Annotated in this window: 14 protein-coding genes and 1 tRNA gene; 11 read left to right on the top strand and 4 right to left on the bottom strand. The window is 43.4% G+C overall.

Annotated elements, in window-relative coordinates; all coding sequences use genetic code 11:
• The first annotated feature begins 81 nt into the window (after positions 1-81).
• The 3 genes from G511_RS0108625 to G511_RS0108615 all read left to right on the top strand — a co-directional run bounded on the left by G511_RS0108625 (position 82) and on the right by G511_RS0108615 (position 2,853).
• Positions 82-693 carry a riboflavin synthase gene (locus G511_RS0108625; protein ID WP_028469282.1) on the top strand — a complete coding sequence of 204 codons (612 nt, stop codon included), beginning with the start codon at positions 82-84 and terminating at the stop codon, positions 691-693.
• Between the two features lie 21 nt (positions 694-714).
• Positions 715-1,446, top strand: a complete 732-nt coding sequence (locus tag G511_RS22265) for a YciC family protein (RefSeq protein WP_051221756.1) — start codon at positions 715-717, stop codon at positions 1,444-1,446.
• Positions 1,447-1,602: 156 nt separating this feature from the next.
• The gene (locus tag G511_RS0108615) at positions 1,603-2,853 is read left to right on the top strand and encodes an HDOD domain-containing protein (protein ID WP_028469281.1); all 1,251 of its coding nucleotides are present in this window, start codon (positions 1,603-1,605) and stop codon (positions 2,851-2,853) included.
• A gap of 89 nt (positions 2,854-2,942) precedes the next feature.
• Here the strand turns inward: G511_RS0108615 and G511_RS0108610 are convergent, their stop codons facing one another.
• From G511_RS0108610 to G511_RS0108590, 4 genes are all read right to left on the bottom strand, one after another.
• A complete protein-coding gene (locus G511_RS0108610; protein WP_028469280.1) occupies positions 2,943-5,078 on the bottom strand; it encodes a TRAP transporter permease in 2,136 nt (711 codons plus the stop codon).
• 75 nt (positions 5,079-5,153) lie between these two features.
• Positions 5,154-6,182, bottom strand: coding sequence for a TAXI family TRAP transporter solute-binding subunit (locus tag G511_RS0108605; RefSeq protein WP_028469279.1), 1,029 nt, complete (start codon positions 6,180-6,182; stop codon positions 5,154-5,156).
• Between the two features lie 319 nt (positions 6,183-6,501).
• Entirely contained in the window at positions 6,502-7,875 is a 1,374-nt protein-coding gene (locus G511_RS0108595; RefSeq protein ID WP_028469278.1) for a sigma-54-dependent transcriptional regulator, read from the bottom strand.
• Positions 7,876-10,053, bottom strand: coding sequence for a sensor histidine kinase (locus tag G511_RS0108590; RefSeq protein WP_028469277.1), 2,178 nt, complete (start codon positions 10,051-10,053; stop codon positions 7,876-7,878).
• A gap of 136 nt (positions 10,054-10,189) precedes the next feature.
• Here G511_RS0108590 and G511_RS0108585 point away from each other — a divergent pair, with 136 nt between their 5' ends.
• The 8 genes from G511_RS0108585 (at position 10,190) to G511_RS0108550 (ending at position 23,078) form a co-directional block, all read left to right on the top strand.
• The gene (locus tag G511_RS0108585) at positions 10,190-11,053 is read left to right on the top strand and encodes a prephenate dehydratase (protein WP_028469276.1); all 864 of its coding nucleotides are present in this window, start codon (positions 10,190-10,192) and stop codon (positions 11,051-11,053) included.
• 342 nt (positions 11,054-11,395) lie between these two features.
• Entirely contained in the window at positions 11,396-11,833 is a 438-nt protein-coding gene (gene lysM / locus G511_RS0108580; protein WP_028469275.1) for a peptidoglycan-binding protein LysM, read from the top strand.
• Between the two features lie 128 nt (positions 11,834-11,961).
• Positions 11,962-12,037 (top strand) — tRNA-Thr (locus tag G511_RS0108575).
• A gap of 127 nt (positions 12,038-12,164) precedes the next feature.
• Entirely contained in the window at positions 12,165-12,986 is an 822-nt protein-coding gene (locus G511_RS0108570; RefSeq protein WP_028469274.1) for a polyphosphate kinase 2 family protein, read from the top strand.
• 193 nt (positions 12,987-13,179) lie between these two features.
• Positions 13,180-15,426, top strand: a complete 2,247-nt coding sequence (locus G511_RS0108565) for a right-handed parallel beta-helix repeat-containing protein (protein WP_156905180.1) — start codon at positions 13,180-13,182, stop codon at positions 15,424-15,426.
• A 345-nt stretch (positions 15,427-15,771) separates the two neighbouring features.
• Positions 15,772-17,037 carry a DEAD/DEAH box helicase gene (locus G511_RS22260; protein ID WP_036551691.1) on the top strand — a complete coding sequence of 422 codons (1,266 nt, stop codon included), beginning with the start codon at positions 15,772-15,774 and terminating at the stop codon, positions 17,035-17,037.
• A gap of 225 nt (positions 17,038-17,262) precedes the next feature.
• Positions 17,263-18,873: an FAD-binding oxidoreductase gene (locus G511_RS0108555; protein WP_036551690.1), complete on the top strand. Its 1,611-nt coding sequence runs from the start codon at positions 17,263-17,265 to the stop codon at positions 18,871-18,873.
• Between the two features lie 716 nt (positions 18,874-19,589).
• Positions 19,590-23,078 (top strand): indolepyruvate ferredoxin oxidoreductase family protein, encoded by a 3,489-nt coding sequence (locus tag G511_RS0108550; RefSeq protein ID WP_028469271.1) that lies wholly within the window; start codon positions 19,590-19,592, stop codon positions 23,076-23,078.
• Positions 23,079-23,101 lie beyond the last annotated feature (23 nt).

The raw sequence follows: 23,101 nt of genomic DNA, 5'->3' as shown, positions 1-23,101 counted from the left end.
CTCCTAAGGTGCAGGTATTTTACTTCTATATACGCTATCCTCTACGCTTCAGATTAATCGCAACACACAGGAAAGGTAAAGATGTTTACAGGTATTGTGCAAGGACTAGCCAAAGTCATCGCACTTAACAAGCGTGACCAATTTATGCAATTACGCCTCAGCTTACCCCAGCGCAACTCCTCAAACCTGCAAACAGGCGCGAGCATCGCCGTGAATGGTACCTGTTTAACGATTACCGAATTCGACCAAAACGAAGTTCAATTTGATGTTATCGAAGAAACATTACAAGTAACTAATCTGGGGAGCTTTAATGTTGGAGACACTGTCAATTTTGAACGCGCCGCACGTTATGGTGATGAAATCGGCGGCCATCAATTATCAGGGCATATTTCATCAGTCGTCACTATCGATGAAATTGTTAGCACAACTGACAATTGCACACTTTGGCTAAAAGCACCTGAACAGCTACTCCAGTACTTGCTGCCAAAAGGCTTTGTATCATTAAATGGATGCAGCCTAACGATAGGTGAGGTTATTGGCTCACGCTTTAGTATTCACCTGATTCCTGAAACGCTAGCTGTTACCACTTTTGGCAGCGCTCAACAGGGTGACAGAATCAATATGGAAGTAGACCCTCAAACTCAAGCTATTGTTGATACTGTTAATAGCTTTCTAAACAACCGTACCCTATAAACTGTCGTAGAAAAATTATTTATGAGCACTTTTGAATACCTTAGACAAAGCTTTTTCTTTTTCAAACAAAACTTCTCTGTCATTGCCAAGATACAGCTACCTTTCTTAGTTGTATTAAATGGACTAGCACTCTGGTTAGATATCAACGTAACTGATACTAATGAGTTTAGAGAAAAAACCGCCTATATCTCAATTTTGAGCCTAACGCTTTTACCGATTTATTGGGGCGCTACCATTTTACTCATGCAGTCTAAATTAGAAAACGCTCCGATCTCTGCGTCACAAGCCGTTTTTGCTAGTTTATCGTTTTGGCGCAGTTTGTTATTTACCTTTATTCTGACCTCATTTGCCGTATTTGGCGGGCTATTACTGTTCATCTTACCCGGTGTTTATATTGGTGTTCGCCTTGCTTTTGCTGATTACATTTGTGTTTTAGAGAAACAGTCGGCACTTAATAGCTTAAAGCAAAGCTGGAAAGATACTGCAGACTATTTCTGGACTCTACTACCCGGTTTAGCGATTCTTTTTACGGGGATCCAGCTCATAGAAATGCCGATAGCACACACACTGTCTAACATGGAAGAGCGCAGCATACTAATTGAGCTACCTATTGTTGCAGTAGTAGACCTCTTAGGTGCTTTAATCACTGTATTTGGCTTTAGAATCTATTGCGTTATGCGTGAGGACAACCGACCTCAAGAAATTAACTCCTCTAAGCCTGCTGATGATCTGCCCGATGATACAGATCAATAAGAGCAACTCGTTATTCTTGTTTACCTGATATTAGGCGATATCCGACCCGCAAGAGTGATAGCATAAAGTCTAATGCCGATATAATTTCTATCGGCTTTAGTGTACTCATAAAACGTTGAGTAATAATTGTGAACAACCTTTTGAGTAGCCATAGCTATGCCAGAGATACAAACTTCTACTGAAACCAACATCAAAATGATGTTGCTTGATCCTCATGGCGAATACCTTAACTGGCCAAAGCTCCTCCAAAAAACTCAAAAAAGCTGGGAAGTCTTCTGTATTGACGACCCAGAAGTACTTATCGCCCGTCTTAAAGTTAACCACTATGACGCCATTATCATAAGCAGCTCTGTGAAAGACTACACAGAGCTCAGTGTGTTACGTAGAGTTCAAGAAACGAGCCCTTCTATACTGCGCTTTCAACTGGGCAGTAAGCTTGAAACACCTAAAGAAATGGCTCAAAAATTAGAGTTAACACATCGCATTTTTTCTGACCCAGAAAACATTAAACAGATAGCTCAGACTATCGAATACTTATTCAAAATCACACGCTTAATAAACCGCCCAACACTCAAACACTTTATCAGCCAAAAACAACAACTTCCTGCAGCACCGGCAACGTATAAGGTACTCACTCAAGAGCTAAGCTCAGATACTACCGATGCCCGAAAAATTGCTGCTATCGTAGAATGTGACCCTGCTTTAAGTGCAAAAATAATCCAACTGGTTAACTCTTCATACTTTGGTCTGCCGCGCCAGATTAGTCATATACCAGAAGCTGTCTCAATGATCGGCATTCGCATGCTACGTGGACTGGCATTATCCAGCCAAACATCTGGCATCTACCCTCCTCATAAAAACTGGAAATATTTCTCATTTGAAAAAACCAACCAACGCTCTTTATTAGTAGCAAGGCTGGCACGGGATATTTGCCAAGATGTCGGTGTAGATAAAGGCATAATGGAGCAGGCATTTTTAGGAGGGCTGCTTCATGACGTAGGCATTCTAGTCATGGCCTCTCAAGACCCCGCCGCATACCTTAAAGTTTTGCAGTATGCCGTAAAAGAAGAAAAGCCTTTGCATGCAGCAGAAAGAAAAATCATGGGGGTTTATCATGGAGAGGTAGGAGCCGCTCTCATGGCTCTATGGGGCATTCCAGCCCTAACCGTTGAAGCGATACTATTTCATCCTATTCCCTTTCTATCAACAGACCTAAGCTTTCAGCCGCTGACGGCAGTACATGTTGCAGATGCCTTAATACCGCCGGTATGGCAACACAATACTTCTCAGATGAATAGCCAGTTATCAGAACCCTATTTAGAAAGAATAGACCACTTAAAAGATCTACATCGCTGGAAACTAATTGCGTATGACTACAAGCTTTTAATGAACTCCACCGAAACATAAGCTTTTTACTTCACACCTTCTAGCCTCGCCCCAACCTTCAAATCAATGAAGGTCAGGACGAACTAAAACACATCCTTTACACGCCCCTCTTAAACAGCAACGGTATTCGAGGAAGCCAAACGGCGGCTATAGATAAATATGGCCACAAAAACAGCTAATGATATTAAGCTGATGAATATTTGATGGTGCGGCCACAACAAGCCCAACCCTACTACTCCAGATATGAGTCGTAACACGGGTGATAACGGCCCTTCCAGATAGCCTTCCATAAAACCTACTAATGCATACATTCCAAAAAGAGAGAATGCAAAGATAGTCAAAACCTCTGTGGCGGTTCCACCAATAAAATTGGTATATGCAAACAAAATCGGCACAACATACATACCCTTAGCTATTTTCCAAGCAGTCATCCCCGTTGCCATCGGCGGGGTTCCTGCAATAGCCGCTGCAGCAAAAGCAGTCAAACACACGGGAGGGGTAACATTTGAATCTTGGGACAGCCAAAAAATGATCATATGAGCAGAAAGAAGCAACATAGCCAGAGAAGTAGGATCAATCGCTTGCTGTAACAATTGCCCCTTTAAATCAGTAGGAATCATATCAACCAGCGCTAATGCATCCACTTCAGACATCGGCGCAGCCAATAAAGCAACTTTATCCATATCGACTAGCATAAAGATCGTTTTTGCCACTTCGGGTAGAGTGCCATCCATAATTAACTGAACCAACTGCATTTCTGCCATCAGGCTATAAAGCGCTGGGGCCGATAGCGTCGCTAATACAATATAAGCAGCAGTAACGGGCAAACCCATCCCTAACACTAGGGATGCCAGCGCCACTAATACCAAGGTAATTAATAAGCTACCTCCCGCCCACTCAGTGACCATCAGAGAAAAAGTATTACCAATCCCTGTCATCGCCACAACATTCACAACTAAGCCTACAGCAATCAACAAGATAGCGGTTGTTGCCATATTTTTTGAGCCTTGCGCCAAGGCATCTAGGATATCCTTAATACCCATTGGGTTTTTCGATAACCAAGAAGAGACAATGACAGACAAAATAGAAATGCCCGCCGCGTAAGTCGGTGTAAAACCATAGATAAGCAAACCTACTAGAACACCTAGTGGTAGTAAGAAATGCCACCCTTCTTTTAATACATCTTTAACGGGTCGAGTATCTAACTCTACAGCTTGAGCGTGACTACGTTGCGCTTCAACACGCACGTAAAAACCTACTGACATAAAATATAACAACGCAGGTAAAGCAGCGATTGCAATAATGTCTACATAAGGAATTTGAGTATACGACGCCATAATAAAGGCACCAGCTCCCATCACTGGAGGCATTAACTGCCCGCCTGTAGAAGCAGCCGCTTCTACACCGGCAGCAAAACGTGCAGGAAAACCTGCCTTTCGCATTAGCGGGATAGTAATAACACCCGTTGATACTGTATTAGCAACAGAGGAGCCTGAAACAGAACCCATCAAACCCGAACCTAGAACAGCAACAAAACCAGGACCTCCAACAAAGCGTCCTGCAGCACAGCGGGATAATTCAATAATAAATTCTCCTGCGCCAGACTTTACTAAGAAGGCTCCAAAGAGAATGAACATGAAAACATAGGTCCATGAAATACGGGCAATCTGCCCAAACATCCCTTCTGATGAAAAATAACTACGATACATAACCGTTTCAAGGCTAAGCCCGGCAAAACCGAACATACCGTCAATGTACGGCCCCCACCAAAACACATAAGTGAGTGCAAACAAGATCATGCAAGGAATAAACCAACCTGTGGTTCTTCTTGTCAGCTCTAACGCAATACCGATAGCAAGAATTGAAAACACCCAATCCAAGTTTGAAAACTTCACACCACGCTCATACAACGCGTCTTCAAAGCCAATCAAATACAAAGCACAGACTACGGCAGCCACACCGATCAGAATATCCAAAAATAGAACTGATTTTTTAGCGCCACTAGGCCCTTTAACCATGGGAAACATCAGTGAGCAAAGTAAAGCAAAGCCACCAAAATGTAGGGCCGAAACCCACAATTCTGACAAGGTACCCAATGTATTAAAGTAGATATGAGCAATGGCAAAACATACACCTGCCCAGTAGATAAAGCGACCTATTGGGCTGGCATCATCCCGCTGCGCTAACTCCAGTTTTTTTAATTTTTCCGCAGTGTCCTGTGCAGAAACAGATGATGCCTGAGTCATAATTACTCACCTTGGTTTTATAAAGACAAAAGAAAAACCGGTGCGACAGAATAACAGCCGCACCTAATGAGATGATCAGTTAGCGATCAGGTGAGCAGGAATAGTTAGCCCCATCTCTTTGTAATAACGCGCAGCACCAGGATGCAAAGGCAATGGTAATCCAGCAATCGCTTTATCTAGCGCCATCGCTTTGGTTGCCTTGTGAATACCGTTTAAGAAGGGAAGATTTTCATAAAACGTTTTGGTCAACATATAAACATCATCTTCTGAGACATCATCGCGAACGGCCAAAAAATTAGGCTGTGCCATGGTATTGATCTCTTTTGTCTGACCTGGGTAAGTATTGGCAGGGATGTTAAACCGTGTCCAAAGCTTGTACCCACCATTTGCTTTTTCTATTTGTTCATCAGTAAAGTCAAGCACCGTGATATCACTACCCATCGCAGCATAAGCACGAGTGATCGCCGAAGTAGGCACACCTGATGGAATATTCATCCCTTCAATGGTTCCGTTTTGTAGTGCATCAGCTGATGACCCGTATCCCATGTAAGCAAAGTTGAATTTTTCGGCATCAGTTCCTAAGTTTTTCAATATTTCACGCCCAGAACCTTCTGTTCCTGAGTTCTTTTTACCTATTGAGAACTTCTCTCCATCCAATGCATTAAGGTCATCAATTGTGCCCGATTTTGCATACTGGCTCTTAACCACAAACTGCTCAACGTTTTGCCACAGCATGGAAACAGAGCGTAGATTTTTTTGTGGGCCATTCGCTTTCAGTTTACCTTCGCCCTCCCATGCCCACGCACCATATAAACCTTGAAGAATGGCAAACTGTGCTTCGTTCTCACCCAACAACTTAATATTTTCCCCAGATCCTGCTGAGTTGATAGCAGACATCGAAATCTTATGTTTTGGCTCCAATTTAACCTTTGCCAAGGTTGCTAAAGCCACACCAACTGGATAGTACGTCCCACCTGTTGAAGCCGTCGCTAAGATATAAGAGCGCTTCTCGGCTGCCTGAGCAAGGCCTGTGGCACCCGCTACCGTGCTAAGTGCAATCGCCATGGAAAGTGTTTTAACCAATGTACGTTTACTGATTTTCATTCTGTCACCTTTTTATGATTGTTATAAATGCAGCTTGGATACAAAACATATAAAGCAGGTAACAGGCCAAAAAACATAAGCTTTTGATTTTTAAATATATTTTTTATTTTTAATAGTTTTTTATTTAAAATGAGCATTTTATTGCTCATACTCCAACACCAATAGGCAATAAATGGCTTAGTGGGCAGAGCCCACGAAACTACAGGCTTTTACAAGAGTATTAGCCTGCGTAGAGAGCTACTTCTAGAACAATGCGCTATTTATTGCCTATTTTAGAAACCGGTTAAAAATACACTGGAGCTGGCCGTTTAGATCACGACTATAACGACTTACTTTTGAAATCATTACGGTTAATGCCATAACGAATCATTTTTTGATTAAGCGTACGACGTGGTAAATCCAACTGCTCCATTGTTAGTTTGATATTACCTTGATGAAAGCCTAGCGCATCACGAATAACGTCCGCTTCAAAATTGGCTACCTGTATTGCTAACGACAGTTGTTTAGAAAGAATTTCACTCCCATGAGACATTCCTTCAGACGCCATAAGAATATCAGCAACAGACAGGTCAGGATCCAACGAAAAACGAATGGCTATATTTTTCAGCTCCCGAACATTACCCGGCCACTGATAACTCATCAGAGTAGAGTGATCATGGACAGACAGCGTCCGTGGGTTTTTATCATGGTCTGAGGCAACGATTTTCAAATAGTGGTTAAACAACAGAGGCACATCTTCTAGCCGCTCTCGCAAAGGGGGGATATGTAACTGAGAAATACTTAAACGATAAAACAGATCCTCTCTAAAATTGTCATCATCTCTCAAATCAACTTTTGACGCAGCAATTACACGAAGGTCAACCTCAATAGCGGTATTTGATCCTAAGCGCTCAATAACACCTTCTTGGAAAGCACGCAGCAGCTTAATCTGCAAATTAGCAGGCATGCTCTCAATTTCATCAAGAAACAATGTACCCTTATCAGAATATTCAAACTTACCTACCCGCCTTTTTGCCGCACTGGTAAATGCTCCTGCCTCATGTCCAAATAACTCACTTTCAATCAACGACTCTGGAATTGCACCACAATTTATCGGAACAAAATTGTGTTTCTTACGATGGCTGTATTCATGCAAGCACTGGGCAACCAGCTCTTTACCAGTGCCGGTCTCACCATAAACAATGACATGTGTATCTTGCTCTGCCAATTTCACTAACTCGCGTTTTAAGCGTTGAATTGCGGGAGAAACACCAATGATTCTAGCGTCCACTCCTGATAGAGAGGCAAGGTTTTGTTGCAATTTGTTATTTTCTAATATCAGTCGGCGCTTTTCACAAGCACGCTGAACTGTTTCTGCTAAGCGCTCAGGAACATAAGGTTTTTCAATAAAATCATACGCACCTTTTCGCATAGCACTTATTGCCATATCAACATCACCGTGAGCAGTTAATAAAATAACCGGCATACCCGAGACTTTCATCAAGGCTTCACGCAATAATTCAAGCCCATCCATGCCTGGCATCTTCACATCAGTGACAACTACACCAGAAAAATTCTCATCGATTGCTTGCAAAGCGCTTTCGGCACAGGAAAAACTTTCTACTGAAAACCCACAAACCTTTAGCCACTGCTCTGTTGACTGGCGCACCATTGCCTCATCATCAACTAAAATCACATGCCCTCGAATATCCAATCAAACCTCCTCTGTGTTTTTAGCCAGCGGCAAGGACACTGTAAAACATAACCCCTGCTCTTGATTACGAACCACACCCACTACTCCACCTAAATCACGAACAATACCCTGTACAATAGACAAGCCCAAACCAAGACCATCCCCCATACTCTTTGTCGTATAAAATGGCTCAAACATGTGTGCTAACTGCTCATCGGTCGCGCCCTCTCCGGTATCACATATATCAAGCACCACCCAATTATGACAAGGGTTCTCCAAACCTTGTTCAGTATTTTGTCGGCCATGACAAAGCAAACGAAGAGCCATAGAAATCTTGCCAGAAGGTAACTGCAGCATGGCGTCACAGGCATTAGTAATCAAATTAACTAACACTTGTTCGATACGTACTTCATCACCATGGACCCAATAATGCGGTAACTCATGTTCAAAACAGCAATCAATGGACTGCTCTGCAAACCTTACTTGATACTGCCCAAGAATATGTTCAATTGAAAAAACCAACTCAACGAGACCTGCATTACCTGCACTTTTATAAGCAAAGGTTTTAAGTTGACCTGTAATCATCGCCATTTTATCGACTAAGCCATTCACCCTATTCAAATTTTCATTCTGCAAATCAGGCTGATCTACCAATCGACGTATTATTGCCAAGTAGTTACGCATAGCCGTTAAAGGCTGATTTAACTCATGCACCATAGCCGTCGACATTCTCCCCAAAGCGGCTAACTTTTCAGCTTGAATCAGCTCATTTTGTGCAGCCTCAAGAGCCTGTGTTCGCTGTAAAACTTTGGTCTCTAGCGATTCATTTACTTCTCGCAACTTGTATTCCAAACGCTTACGTCGGGTGATATCTATCATGGTCACCAGATAACTAACTTCAGGTGCGGCGGTCATCATCCTTATTGAAAAAAGCACAGGAAAAACCGAACCATCAGAGCGACGCCCAACTACTTCATACCCTGTTATAGGCGTAAACTCACCATGCGACAGACCTTCTAACCAACGCTTTAAAGGTGTGAACTGATCAATATCAGCAAACAATGCCGTTAATGGCCGCCCCATGATCAAGGATAAAGAAATACCAAACTGCTGCATAACCATCGGGTTAACAAAAACGATTGCGCCTTGTTTATCCACAGTGATCAAGCCAACCTGTGCTGTATTGATAATATAGCGCTGTCGCTGCTCACTATCTCGCTGTGCTCTAAGCACTAGGGCTTGGGAGCGCCGTTTTAATCGGTACTCTCGTAAATATAAAACTAGCAACGCAAATGCCAAACACCCACCCGCAACAGTAAAACCGGCATAAATAGCTCTTTGCTCAGCTGCTTTTATAGGGCTAAGAACACCCACTTCCCACTTAAGGTCATCGAGCACCACCGACTCATTTAGCTGCTCTTTACCTTCTAACCTCCAGATTGAAATTTCACGATCATCGAACAACTTTTCATCTATTACTGAGTCCTGCGGCCACACGCTTACCGTTTTTTTTAATTCAGAACCTGATATTTCAGAGTTTTTCAGTGCAGAACGAGGTAACCCAGATGCTTGTAATAATGACAAGCTAGTGAACAGTAACTGCCCATGTTGATCAGCAACATAAAATGCATACTCAAGAGAAAGCTGCTCTTTAAGCGCACTCACATCCAACTTCATAACAGACACACCAATCAACTCTTGTCTATGATAAATAGGGGCAGATAGATAGTAAGAAGGCTGAGTGGCGCTATCATCAAGCATAAAGTAACGCCCCTGCTCTCCCGCTAATGCTTGAAGAAAGAATGGTGCTTTTTGATAGTAACGCCGTGCTGTTACACCTCTTTCTCGCCAGTTGCTATAAGCAACCACTTCTCCTTTAAGGTCGAGGATAATCAACGCAGCAGAGCCCGCAACCAAGTTAGTTTGCTCTAAATAGCGGCTAACCTTGATCACTTTGTTGGGGTTAGATTGCACGAGAAGGTCTTTTACATCATGGTTTTGCGAGAGCAGAAAGGGTAAATACCGATACTGATCAATAGCTACACGTAACGCACTGATGGTATCTAACAATCTTGAAGATCCATGCTGATGGATTTGAACGAGGCCCCAACCACGCGTATAAATATATGCCTGCCAAGAAACGACCATGCTAAACAAAGCAGCAATAATAAATATGATAACTGATCGCTTTATCTGCAAACCTTTACCCCTATACGCTAATAATATCTTAGAAAACTCAATAGATTATCACTTAGAAAGATTCAACCTGTATACCAGCCTGTGACATAATGAGCGATTAACGGATCAACAACTGACTGACGGAAACTACACTATCATGAGTACCAATATCATCGCTTATCAGGGCCATAAAGGCGCCTACTCTCACTTATCATGCCACCATGTTTATCCAAAGATGGAAGCATTTGCCTGTGAGAGCTTTGCTGATGCGATGTTTATGGTTGAGCGCGGCGAAGCTCAACTTGCCATGATCCCTTTGGAAAATTCAACAGCTGGCCGAGTAGAAGAAATTTACCGTCTCATGCCTAAAACGCAGCTTCATATTATTAGCGAACATTTCGAGCCGGTAAACCACTGCCTAGTTGCCAAGAAAGGTACTAAAATATCAGATTTACGAACAGTTTCCTCACACCCCCAAGCACTGGCACAGTGTGACAGCAATATTAAAAGCTTAAATTTAGCGCAAGTTGCAAGCCTCGACACAGCAGGTGCAGCCGAAGCATTATTAAGCATCGAAGAGCCTGGTCATGCAGCGATTGCCTCTAGCCTTGCCGCAGAGCTTTATGATTTAGACATCCTCAGAGAAAACTTTCAAGACAAGACCGGCAATACCACTCGTTTTGTTATTTTGGCAAAAGATAGTCATATGCCGAAATTAGAGCCTGATATTACTTTTATAACCACGATCATGTTTACCGTTCGCAATTTACCAGCCGCCTTGTACAAAGGCTTAGGCGGCTTTGCAACGAATGGAGTCAACGCTGTCAAATTAGAAAGTTATATGGCTTCAGATACAATGCAAGCAACCAGCTTTCACTTGGACGTTGAAGGCCACCCTGAACAGAAAAAAATGCAATACGCACTTCAAGAGCTTGATTTTTTTGCGAAAGAAGTTCGTATCATAGGTACATATCCCGCTCATATTTTTCGCGTAAAACATAACGAAAGAACACAAGATTAACTGAATATAAATGCAATGCACAATTCACAACATTATTTAAATATTTATATATATCAACACCTTAATAACATTATACTAAAGTATAATTGTGCAGCGCACAATAAAAATCGATAGTGTTAACCGATAGAGACATTCGTGTTGCATTCACGAAACCACGTAGCTATCACATCCCTACTTTCAACTCTTTCCTATTGAGTTGTTTTTAGCCCCTGCTTGCAGGGGCTTTTTTTATGTGCATATATTAGCTAGCTCACTAGTATTATCTCGGCTGGCCAGCTAATGTTCAGATTCAATATGGAATCATAAGCATTAACTTATGCAACGCTTACAAAGGAATCTGTTATGAGCCTATTTGATTTTGCTTCAAACCTTGGGAAAAAACTCTTCGGTTCAGATGATGACCCTGCAGATGAAATCCAGAAACACATTGAGTCTGATAACCCAGGTGTTGAAGGCCTAACAGTGACGGTTGCCGATGGAGTAGCGACTGTATCAGGATCAGCAAAAGACCAAGCCGCGTATGAAAAAGCGATTTTAATGGCAGGTAATGTTCAAGGTATTCAAGAAGTAAAAGCCGATGCTTTGCAGCTCGAAGATAAAACCGCTGCTAATGTTGAGTACTACACCATCGAATCAGGTGACTCATTATGGGCTATCGCACAAAAATATTTAGGCAACGGTAACGACTACACAAAAATTTTTGAAGCGAACAAAGAAGTCATTAAAGACCCTGATCTCATTTACCCTGGCCAAAAAATCCGCATCCCACTCGAAAAATAATTCATTACATGGCGAATTGTTCTCTGTTTGAACAATTCGCTTATCTTACTAATTTATTTCGAGTTATTTTGTTTTAAGGGGTTGATCTCAACACTCCATCTCATTACTATACGTCCACTTCATGCAGTGCCGGTATAGCTCAGCTGGTAGAGCAACTGACTTGTAATCAGTAGGTCCCGAGTTCGACTCTTGGTGCCGGCACCACTCTTGAAGCTCCGCGTTAAAGAAATCTCTTTTTGTGAAATTCAACTATTACACTCTAGAAAGACTATGTATTGAGATAGCCTTCAACACTGCTACACTCATAACAAACTCGATGAGTGAGATAGCAATGCAGCAACCATCCGAAATAAATTTAGAAAAAAATATCCCTACCCTTTCATCGCTTTCTTTTAAGAAGTCCACTATTGCCTCCAAAAGCAAATATGAAAAAAACCTTAAAAAATGGCAACAAAGACTTCTTTATGTCCAGCAGGCTTACTTTCACACTAACAAGCGCGCCATCATTGTTTTTGAAGGCTGGGACGCCAGTGGCAAAGGCGGGGCTATTCGCCGACTAACAGAGCGACTCGACCCTCGCGGCTTCCAAGTACACCCTATTGGCGCACCTGAAAAAGAAGAACAAGGTAAACATTACCTTTATCGTTTCCAAACACGTCTACCCGCCCCTGGCGAAATCGCTATATTTGATCGCTCATGGTATGGCCGTGTATTAGTAGAAAGAGTTGAGGGCTTTGCTGAAGAGAATCAGTGGCAACGGGCGTATCAAGAGATCAACGAATTTGAACGCTTATTAACTGATGACGATGCAAGAATCATAAAAATATTCATGCACATATCACCCAAAGAGCAACTCAAACGATTTGCCGAACGACTCAGCAACCCTATCAAACGCTGGAAGCTAACCGAAGAAGACATCAGAAACCGTCAACGCTGGCCTGAATACGACAAAGCTATCAATCAAATGTTTGAAGAGACCTCAACAACCTCATCACCTTGGCACCCTATTGCCGCTAACCATAAATGGTATGCGCGCATAAAAGTCCTTAAAACCGTTGTTAAAGCACTGGAAAAGGATATAAACCTCTCTCCTCCAGAAGCCGACCCAGAAGTGCTTAAAGCAGCAAAAAAACATTTAAAACTTGAGGTTTAATACCTCACTAGAAATTGATGTGGTACCGTTTTGCAGCTAGGAAATATACTCTAGGCAGTGCTAATGCGCTATGGATAGACTGAAATCAGAGACAGCCTCGGTAGCAAACGAGAGGACAATTTTGCAGCACTCCCATCAGGCGACTACTGAGCCCGTCACTCATTATCTTAATTGCACCTTTCAGGAAGTGGTTATGCGTTTTATTTTTCTATTGGCTATATTGTTATCGATTACAAAGATAACTTGGGCTGTCGATTTTTCTACGAAGCTCTATCCTACAGTGAAGGGCGGAAACCTGAATGAGTGCTCTAAAAAACTAGAATCTCAGCTCGGCGGCTGGTGTGAGATTCGCTCCAACCAGCAACACCCTTCCATATCTGCAGCGTGGCCCCCCAAAGTTGAAAATAAAACACATATGGTGGTTGGGCCGCGATCGGTTCTGCAAGCATGGAATAGTGCTGCCTTTGATTCAGCTAGGTACAACTTTTATTTTATGGGGGGCGGCCATGCTGATTATGGAGGCAATGAGGTTTACGAATTCGATTTAAGTCTAGGCAAGTGGTCAAGGCTGACTGATTCATCACCTCTCGATAAACTGTATGTATTAACAGACTACAATGTAAGGAAAAAAAAGCCATGGCGACGCCTATGCTGGGTGCCCGATTTTCGCACTGTGCCAGCTAGTGCCCATAATTATGATGGATTGATATACAGCGCCCAAACAAGAACTCTATTCTTGTATGTCATGGGGGCAGCAAACGGGTCTTGTTTTGAGGACATAGAGGACAAGTTTAAAAATAGTCCAACAATATTGGGGAACAGAGCCACCACTTTCGGCTGGTATGAATTTAATCCCGATTTGTATAAGTCGAGAAACGGGGTTCCCGCTTTGACTTGGAGGAGGGTTTTTAATGCCAATGAACTTCGGGAAAAAAAAATACAACAAGGTTATCCGGCAACCGCACAACTTTCGAATGGAGACATTGTTTTTGGGTCCAGTTTTCGTACTCAAAAATATGCGCCAAAGGTAGCTGATTTATCCTCACTCAAACCTTTTACTTCACAGGCTGACTGGGGTGATGGAACAAAAGTATTCGATAAAAAGAGAGATATCGTATGGTCATTGCACAGCACAGCGTTATTAGCTTTTTCAAGCAGCACCGGCAAATTTTTAAGGAAATATAAAACAGGTTTTCCCAATGGGAAATCGCTTGCAATAGCAAACGACGGAAAGCTCTATTCTTGGAATGGCACTGCTGATGTGTCTGTATTTGATCCAGATGGCGATAAAGTATGGAGAACACTACCTTGGGGAGTTAACGGCCCATTAAAAGGGGACCACCGTGTCTACGGCAAATGGGTCTATTTAGAGAAGGAAGAGCTGTTTATTGGCCTATCCACCCATGAAACGGGAGTTTGGGCCTATAAACACCCGAATAAGCCAAAGTACTCCGAGTATTCAAAGCATGATGCTCAGAAGCTGATCAATAATGCAAAACCGGGCAGTAAAATAATTATCCCGCCAGGTATTTATCCTCAAGGTTTATTTGTCAATAAATCACTAACATTGGGGCTGAAAGGCGTTTCTCTCAGAGGCATTGCTAACTCCAAAGGAATTATCAATGTTTCCTGTAATCATTGCCGCGTGGTGATTGAGGACTTTCATGGTGAAGGTGTGAAGGCAAACTGCCAACGTGGCAACTGCGCGGGTATAAAAGCAGAAGGACGAGATTTCAACTTGGTCGTGAAACGTGCTCATATTGACCGTACCGTTATTGGGGTTCTTACAGATAATCGTGGAGGCGAGTTAATTTTAGAAGATAGCCTCATCGAGAATACTGGCTGGAAAGATAAGTCATCGACATTAGGCCATGGTTTTTATGCTGGATCTATTGATCGGGTCGTTATTCGTAACTCAATAATACGCCGGCCATTTGGTGATGGGCATATCGTCAAAAGCCGTGCGGTAGATACTTTGATAGAGGGAAGTGTTATTGCCGGTTTGAATGGGTATCACTCCCGTACAATCGACTTTCCTTGTGGAGGAAAGCTAGAAATAAAAGATAGCGTGCTGCAGCATGGAGCAAATGCCGACAATATTGATCTTATTAGTGTTGGTACTGAATCCAAGGCATGCGGCGATTCAGCACAGCCTTCCAGAGTGTCATTGACTGGCAACTGGATTGTGATAGACCGTGATCGATCCTCCGATGAGCGTTCAGCAAAATATGGATCTACACAGCTATTTACATGGCGAACTTCTGTAGACTCAGTCAGGGTCTCTGGGAATATTTTTGTAGAGCCAACGGGACAATTCAGTTTTGATCCGGAGAGACGTGTTCCAGATATGACCGATCAAAATCGTTTTTATCGCAGCCGGAGTGATGCCGGATTAACAGCAAATCAATTGCCTACGACTGGTAATTTGAGGATAAATTAACAGCAAGTTCAATTGATTTAGGGTGGCTTGTATATAGTACTTCGATTTACCCCCCGAGCAAACCTCATTGCACCTGTTCCTATAATATTACATTTGTTGTTGGTTTCTCGCTGGCTACAGATTTAGCTACCCATAATATAGGCATTACTTACTGTAATGGATTTTACCCCATGGGCGGGCTGCTTTATTGATGAGCTTCTCTTGTAATACCTAGAGCCACAATTACTCAGGGCCTGGCTAGGATTTAATAGCACTCAAGCTGCAGATCCTGTAAGCTTCAGCACCGCTTTTTAAAGTGGAAACAATCTGTAAACCAATCTGTAAAACACCAACAAGAGATAATCTATGAGCTTTGCCTCCCTGGGCCTATCCGCACCTTTACTAGAAGCTGTTGCTGAAAAAGGTTACACCACGCCATCTCCCATCCAAGCCCAGGCAATACCAGCCGTACTCGAAGGCAAAGATGTCATGGCCGCCGCACAAACAGGCACAGGTAAAACAGCAGGCTTTACATTACCCCTGCTGGAGCTGCTATCTAAGGGCAACCGCCCTCGCTCAAACCAAGTTCGCGCATTGGTTCTCACACCAACAAGAGAGCTGGCTGCACAGGTAAGCGAAAGTGTTGAGATGTACGGTAAAAACTTACCTCTACACTCCACCGTTGTTTTTGGCGGCGTTAAGATAAACCCGCAAATGATGAGATTGCGTAAAGGAGTCGATATACTTGTTGCAACTCCTGGCCGCCTCATGGACCTATACAACCAGAAAGCAGTTAAATTTGACCAACTCGAAGTACTAATTCTTGACGAAGCCGACCGAATGCTCGATATGGGTTTCATCAATGACATTCGCAAAATCATTGCCTTGTTACCCAAGAAGCGCCAAAATTTAATGTTTTCAGCGACCTTCTCTGACGAGATCCGCAGCCTCGCAAAAGGTTTAGTTAATAACCCTGTTGAGATCTCAGTCAGTCCACGCAATACAACGGCAACAACAGTAGAACAATGGGTCTCTCCTGTTGATAAAAACAGAAAAGCTGCTCTGCTTATACAGCTAATAAAAGAACATCAATGGAGCCAAGTGCTTGTTTTCACCAAAACAAAGCATGGTGCTAATAAGTTAACGAAGCAATTAGAAGCAGCCAAAATCAAGTCTGCAGCCATTCATGGCAACAAAAGCCAAGGGGCACGCACCAGAGCTTTGGCCGACTTTAAGGACTACTCAATTCAAGTACTTGTAGCCACTGATATCGCAGCCCGCGGACTTGATATAGATCAGCTACCACAGGTTGTAAATTACGACCTACCTAACGTTGCAGAAGATTACGTGCATCGTATTGGACGCACAGGCCGCGCAGGCGCCACGGGGCAAGCTATTTCGCTTGTCTGTGCAGATGAGTTCAAGCTGCTTGCTGCTATTGAACGATTGACTGGCGCTCTTCTAGAACGCAAAGAGATCCAAGGATTTAAACCAGTCAATGCATTGCCAACATCTCGCTTACAGCGCCCAGCACATCCTAAACGCCCAAAGAAACCTAAACCGGGCCATAGAGATGGACAACGTTCTGGTGAAAATGCCAGAGGCCATAAGCCTGCAACACAAAGAACCTGACAAAAGACAACAAACCCGGTACATGCCGGGTTTTTCATTTTTTTTAAACTTATAGCTCGCAATGGGCTTAATCTAACGATATGCAAACTCCAACACTAGCATTTTCATCACACCACGCCACCATCCCTTCCCACTCAAAATCATCTATAAAACATTAAACGAACTACCCAAAACAATCGAGTAGTGGAATACTGTACTAAAAGATAATAAATATCGGAGACACTGATGTCCCTCTTTATAGAAAAATCTCTTGAGCAGTGGGCCCAGATCCTAACGCCAAACCAAATCATTACAGACCAAAAAACACTAGAACAATATGAAACAGCAACATACGAAACAGAACAGCGTATCTCAGCCATACTAAAGCCGACAAATAGAGAACAAGTACAGCAGATTACAAAAATAGCCAACCAATATAACACCCCTCTATACCCAATCAGCACAGGAAAAAACTGGGGATATGGCTCAAGCGTACCCGTAACAGACGGATGTGTCATTGTAGATCTCAGCTCAATGAATCGTATTATCAAACTAAGTAAAGAGCTGGCATATGTAACACTTGAACCTGGTGTAACGCAAAAACAGCTTTATGAATTTCTTCAATCAGAACATGCCGATTTATGGATGGATGCAACCGGAGCCTCTGCTGAGTGTAGTATTATTGGTAATACACTAGAACGTGGGTTTGGACATACAGAATACGGCGATCATTTCAGTAAAGTATCAGGATTAGAAGTAGTACTAGCCAACGGAGAATGTTTCCATACTGGTTTTGGTCGTTTCCCAAATGCCCAAGCTTCTGAAGTATATCACTGGGGGGTTGGTGCATACCTTGACGGAATTTTCAGCCAATCTAATTTTGGCATTGTTACCCAAATGACTATTTGGTTAATGCCCGCTCCCGAGTATTCACAAGCCTTTTTTTGTAGCGTGGACAAAGTTGAACTGCCAAATTTAGTAGACTCTCTTAGGCCTTTACGCTTAGATGGCACCGTTAAAAGTGCTATGCATATTGTTAATGCCGATAAAGCCATTTCGGCCTTCGGACAATACCCATGGCATGAAGTAAACAACATCACTCCTCTACCCAGAGACTGGCTCGCGAAAAAAAGTAAGGAAAAAAACGTCGGCGGATGGAACGCATCTGGAGCCCTTTATGGCACACGCGCAGAAGTTGCACTTGCACGCAAAAAACTTAAAAGAGCGTTGCGCCACATACCCTCTAAAAAACTTCATTTTATTGACGATCGAACCCTTAAAATCGCAAGCTACATCGCACGCCCCTACCAATGGATTACCGGTATTGATTTAGAGAAAGCGTTAGAAATGATAATACCTGTTATTAACCTTAAACGCGGAGTGCCTAGCAATACATTTATACCGAGTACCTATTGGCGAAAAAAACACCCCGCACCCGCACCAGACCAAGCTGATCCAAACAAGGACCGCTGTGGTTTATTATGGTTGGCACCGATAGCCCCTATGACTGGTGAACACGCGAGTGCTCTTGAAGAAATAATAGAAACAACATTATTAAGCTTTGGTTTTGATCCGGCAATTTCCATGACACTATTGACCCAACGTTGTATCGATAGCGTTATCGCCATTGCTTATGATCGTGATTTTCCAGAAGAAGAAGAACGAGCACTCAAGTGTCACGATGAACTCTTAGAAAAGCTAATTGATAAAGGGTATTACCCCTACCGACTATCGACGCATGCTATGGGGAAATTACCAAAAGCAGAACCGGCCTACTCTGATGTAATAGCAAAATTTAAACATGCCATCGACCCTCAACACATTATCGCGCCAGGTCGATATGAAGAATATAAATAGTCACAGCTATTTTAATTGAATCACGGCAACGCCGTTTCAATTAGAAGAGTAGGCATTTTATAAGTAAAATTAATTTTAAAGCTTCGACTAATACGGGCTTCACTTATCCGTATTAGTCGAAACTTTGTTGATGCGAGAATGCGCTCTACAACATCATCGGAACTTTTCGGAACAACCGGAAAGATACCGCCCAGCAAACTCAATAGCTTTTTCTTTTAGGTTATCCCGTGTTCATAGCTATTGACCTTGATTAAAAGATCACCTATCTTTGCATCCAATGCTTCACAAGAGCAGCAAATATAAACCTGCCTACAGGCCGGATAAAAATAACAATAAGTGAACTAGTACTGAGATCCAGTATTTGTTTGAGGTATTAAAATGACAACCCAACCGCATCACTCTGCTTGCCATCCTTGCAAAGCACTATTCACATTTTCATCAAAGATCTCTAATCAAGCAGAGTCTCGACTCAGCTCGTGTTTAGTAATTAGCTCTCGAAATATATCGAACCAAACACTTTTTTCTTAACGTCTGGCTGCTTTCGGCTTTTGATCGTTTCTTTTTTGATTTTGACCTTAATCAAGGTCTAAGAAACGTCATTCGTCAATTCAGGCGTTAGCTCTGGTTGTTTCACTTGCTAATCACCAAGCAAGCGCAATACAGCCCTGCAAAATACGAATTGATGTGTGATGTTTCCGTATAAAGGGAGTACACCCATGAAAGATGTAACACTCAATGATAAGTGGGAATTAGATTCTGGACGCGTTTACCTAACAGGCAGCCAAGCCTTAGCACGCTTACCCATGCTGCAAGCACAGCGCGATAAGTTGCAAGGGTTGAACACTGCAGGGTTCATCTCAGGGTATCGCGGCTCCCCTCTAGGCGGTTTTGACAAAACACTGTGGCAAGCAAAAAAATACCTAGCAACACATAATATCTTTTTCCAGCCAGGTATCAATGAAGACCTAGGTGCGACATCCGTTTGGGGTTCTCAGCAAGTTAATGTATTTGAGGGTGCTAAATATGATGGTGTATTTGGTTTATGGTACGGAAAAGGCCCTGGTGTTGATCGCACTGGAGATGTACTAAAGCATGCCAATGCATTTGGCTCCTCGCAATTTGGCGGCGTACTGGCCGTAGCTGGAGATGACCACGCCTGCAAATCCTCAACACTCCCCCATCAGAGCGACTACGCTTTTGTCGATGCGATGATACCTGTGCTTTATCCTTCAGGCATTCAGGAAATGTTGGATTTTGGCTTGTATGGCTGGGCGATGTCTCGCTTTAGTGGCTGCTGGGTTGGCTTTAAGACATTAGCAGAACTACTCGATTCATCAGTATCTGCAGACCTAGACTTGGACCGCATCAATATAAAAACCCCTGATGATTTTGAATTACCTCCTGAAGGCATTAACGCTCGCTGGCCAGATAAGCCAATGCAACAAGAAGCCCGTTTACATACCTATAAGCTAAAAGCTGCACAAGAATTCTGCCGTATTAACCAGCTAGATAAGACAGTAATTACCAGCCAAGCACCGCGCTTAGGTATTGTCACGACTGGTAAATCTTACATGGATGTACTCCAAGCACTGGATGATCTGAGCATCACTCACGAGAAAGCCAGCGAACTAGGCATCAAACTCTATAAGGTAGGTATGGTTTGGCCACTAGAGCCCGTAGGTATTAGAGAGTTCGCCAAAGACGCCCCCGAACTGCTGTTAATTGAAGAAAAACGCGGCATCATTGAAGATCAGATTAAAGATTACTTATATAGCTGGCAGGACGATGCCCGCCCAAGGATTGTTGGCAAGCGCGATGAGAATGGCCAAGAGTTACTAACAACACTGGGCGAACTTACGCCTGCAATGATTGCCAGAGCTATCGCTTCGCGCATTGCGCCTTTTTACCAAAGTGAACAGGTTGCATCACGCTTAGCATTTCTATGCGCCAAAGAAGCCGAACTTGCCCAACCACGCTCACTGGTAGAACGCACCCCGCATTTTTGCTCGGGATGCCCGCACAATACATCGACTCGCGTACCTGAAGGCAGCAAAGCTTTAGGCGGCATAGGCTGCCACTATATGGCTACTTGGATGGACCGTGGCACTGAAACTTTTACTCAAATGGGCGGCGAAGGCGCTACCTGGATTGGCCAAGCACCTTTTACTAACAATCAACATGTTTTCCAAAACTTAGGTGATGGAACTTACTTCCATTCGGGGCTACTCGCAATACGCGCCTCGGTGGCTGCTGAAGTGAATATCACCTACAAAATCCTCTACAACGATGCGGTTGCTATGACCGGTGGCCAACCCGTAGATGGACAGCTAACTGTCCAACAAATCACCCACCAACTCTTTGGTGAAGGTGTTCGCCGCTTGGCTATTGTCAGTGATGAGCCATACAAATACACGAGCCGAGCAGACTTCGCCGATGGCGTCACCTTCCACCATCGTGATGATTTAGATGCCGTTCAACGCGAGTTTCGCGAAACCCAGGGCTGCACCGCTCTTATCTATGATCAAACTTGCGCCGCTGAAAAACGCCGACGCCGTAAACGCGGCCAAATGTCTGACCCTGAAAAACGCGTCGTTATTAACAGCGAAATATGTGAAGGCTGCGGCGACTGCGGTGTGCAATCAAACTGCTTATCAGTGCTACCCAAACAGACTGAACGCGGCCGCAAACGTCAAATAGACCAGTCATCATGCAACAAAGACTTCAGCTGCATCCGTGGTTTTTGTCCAAGCTTTGTTACCGTTAAAGGCGGAACTTTACGAAAAGCCGCAGGTTTGAATGCAACACCTCCAGCAGAGAACTTACCAGAACCAATTACAGCAGCCATCAACAAACCTTACAACATTCTACTGACAGGTGTAGGCGGAACCGGTGTAGTAACCGTCAGTGCATTACTGGGCATGGCTGCGCATTTAGAAGAAAAAGGAGTTGGTGTACTCGATCAAATCGGTCTGGCACAAAAATTTGGCGCCGTTATGAGCCACATTCGCATTGCACCTACACAAGCGCAACTACACACAGTACGTATCCCTGCAGGCGAAACAGATCTGCTGATAGGCTTTGATCTCATGGTCGGTGCCAGCGAAGAAGCTCTCGGTAAGCTAGACAGCAAACGTAGCTTTGCGATTGTTAATAACCACGACACTATGCCAGCTGCTTTTACCCGCGATCCTGACCTGCAAGTGCCAAATAAAGAGATGCAAGCTGTTATTGAAGCAACAGCGCGCCCTGAAGGCACCTTCTGCTTTGACGCTACCCAACTAGCAACAGACCTAATGGGCGACGGTATGGCAGTAAACCTCTTCACAATTGGTTATGCCTGTCAGAAAGGTCTATTACCTTTAAGCCGTGAATCAATAGAAGAAGCGATCAAGCTCAACGGTGCGTCTGTTGATACCAATCTCAAGGCTTTTTTATGGGGCCGTTGCGCTGCTCACGATTTAGATAATGTCACACAAGTCGTTAAGCCTGCTCCGACAGTACAAATGGTTCGCATGCTACCCTCTTTAGAAGAGCAAATAGAGAAAGAGCTCTTACACCTAACGCAATACCAAAATGCAGCGCTTGCGCAACGCTATCATAAGCGTCTTTCACAATTTAGCCGCACCGAAAAAAAGCACACCAAAAAAACTCACATAAGCCGCGCTATTGCAGAAAACTATAGCAAAGTACTTGCCTATAAAGATGAATATGAAGTTGCTCGACAGCTAACCTCTGAAGCATTCAAACATCAATTAGAAGAACAGTTCGAAGGAGGCTTTACGCTAGAGTTTAACCTTGCCCCGCCACTTATTGCTCGAAAAGACAAGCACACAGGACGGCCAAGAAAACGTGTTTTCAGCCAAAAAATCTTACCCGTCTTCCGCTTGCTCGCGCGGATGAAAAGCCTACGTGGCACGCCTATGGACATCTTTGCATGGAGCGAAGACCGCCGCTTAGAAAAACAGATCATTCGTGACTATGAAACCGATATAAACCTGATAGAAAAAGCGCTGAATACCAGTGACGGCCACAATTTCAACTACAGCGCAGCCCAACAACTAGCAGAGATCCCCGGCATGATTCGAGGATATGGCCCAGTAAAAGAAGAAAACTACCTTAAAGCCAAGGCTAAACGTCAAGCATTACATACAGAGCTGCAAACAGAAAAAAACAGCAAGGTTGATCTAATTAGCGCACAAGCCTGAGTACTAAAAAAACAGTTAAGGAT

Origin of the sequence: Neptunomonas japonica DSM 18939, assembly GCF_000422765.1 — a bacterium.
In the GTDB taxonomy this organism is placed as follows: Bacteria; Pseudomonadota; Gammaproteobacteria; order Pseudomonadales; family Balneatricaceae; genus Neptunomonas; species Neptunomonas japonica.
The sequence above is the reverse complement of the archived record's forward strand: the minus strand, read 5'-3'. Positions and strand labels throughout refer to the sequence as shown.

Bases quoted from the DNA above. Each gene is read 5' to 3' on its own strand.
- lysM (WP_028469275.1), top strand. From the start codon at position 11,396: ATGAGCCTATTTGATTTTGCTTCAAACCTTGGGAAAAAACTCTTCGGT.
- G511_RS0108605 (WP_028469279.1), bottom strand. From the start codon at position 6,182: ATGAAAATCAGTAAACGTACATTGGTTAAAACACTTTCCATGGCGATT.
- G511_RS0108565 (WP_156905180.1), top strand. From the start codon at position 13,180: ATGCGTTTTATTTTTCTATTGGCTATATTGTTATCGATTACAAAGATA.
- G511_RS0108615 (WP_028469281.1), top strand. From the start codon at position 1,603: ATGCCAGAGATACAAACTTCTACTGAAACCAACATCAAAATGATGTTG.
- G511_RS0108555 (WP_036551690.1), top strand. From the start codon at position 17,263: ATGTCCCTCTTTATAGAAAAATCTCTTGAGCAGTGGGCCCAGATCCTA.
- G511_RS0108610 (WP_028469280.1), bottom strand. From the start codon at position 5,078: ATGACTCAGGCATCATCTGTTTCTGCACAGGACACTGCGGAAAAATTA.
- G511_RS0108570 (WP_028469274.1), top strand. From the start codon at position 12,165: ATGCAGCAACCATCCGAAATAAATTTAGAAAAAAATATCCCTACCCTT.
- G511_RS22260 (WP_036551691.1), top strand. From the start codon at position 15,772: ATGAGCTTTGCCTCCCTGGGCCTATCCGCACCTTTACTAGAAGCTGTT.
- G511_RS0108625 (WP_028469282.1), top strand. From the start codon at position 82: ATGTTTACAGGTATTGTGCAAGGACTAGCCAAAGTCATCGCACTTAAC.
- G511_RS0108585 (WP_028469276.1), top strand. From the start codon at position 10,190: ATGAGTACCAATATCATCGCTTATCAGGGCCATAAAGGCGCCTACTCT.
- G511_RS0108550 (WP_028469271.1), top strand. From the start codon at position 19,590: ATGAAAGATGTAACACTCAATGATAAGTGGGAATTAGATTCTGGACGC.
- G511_RS22265 (WP_051221756.1), top strand. From the start codon at position 715: ATGAGCACTTTTGAATACCTTAGACAAAGCTTTTTCTTTTTCAAACAA.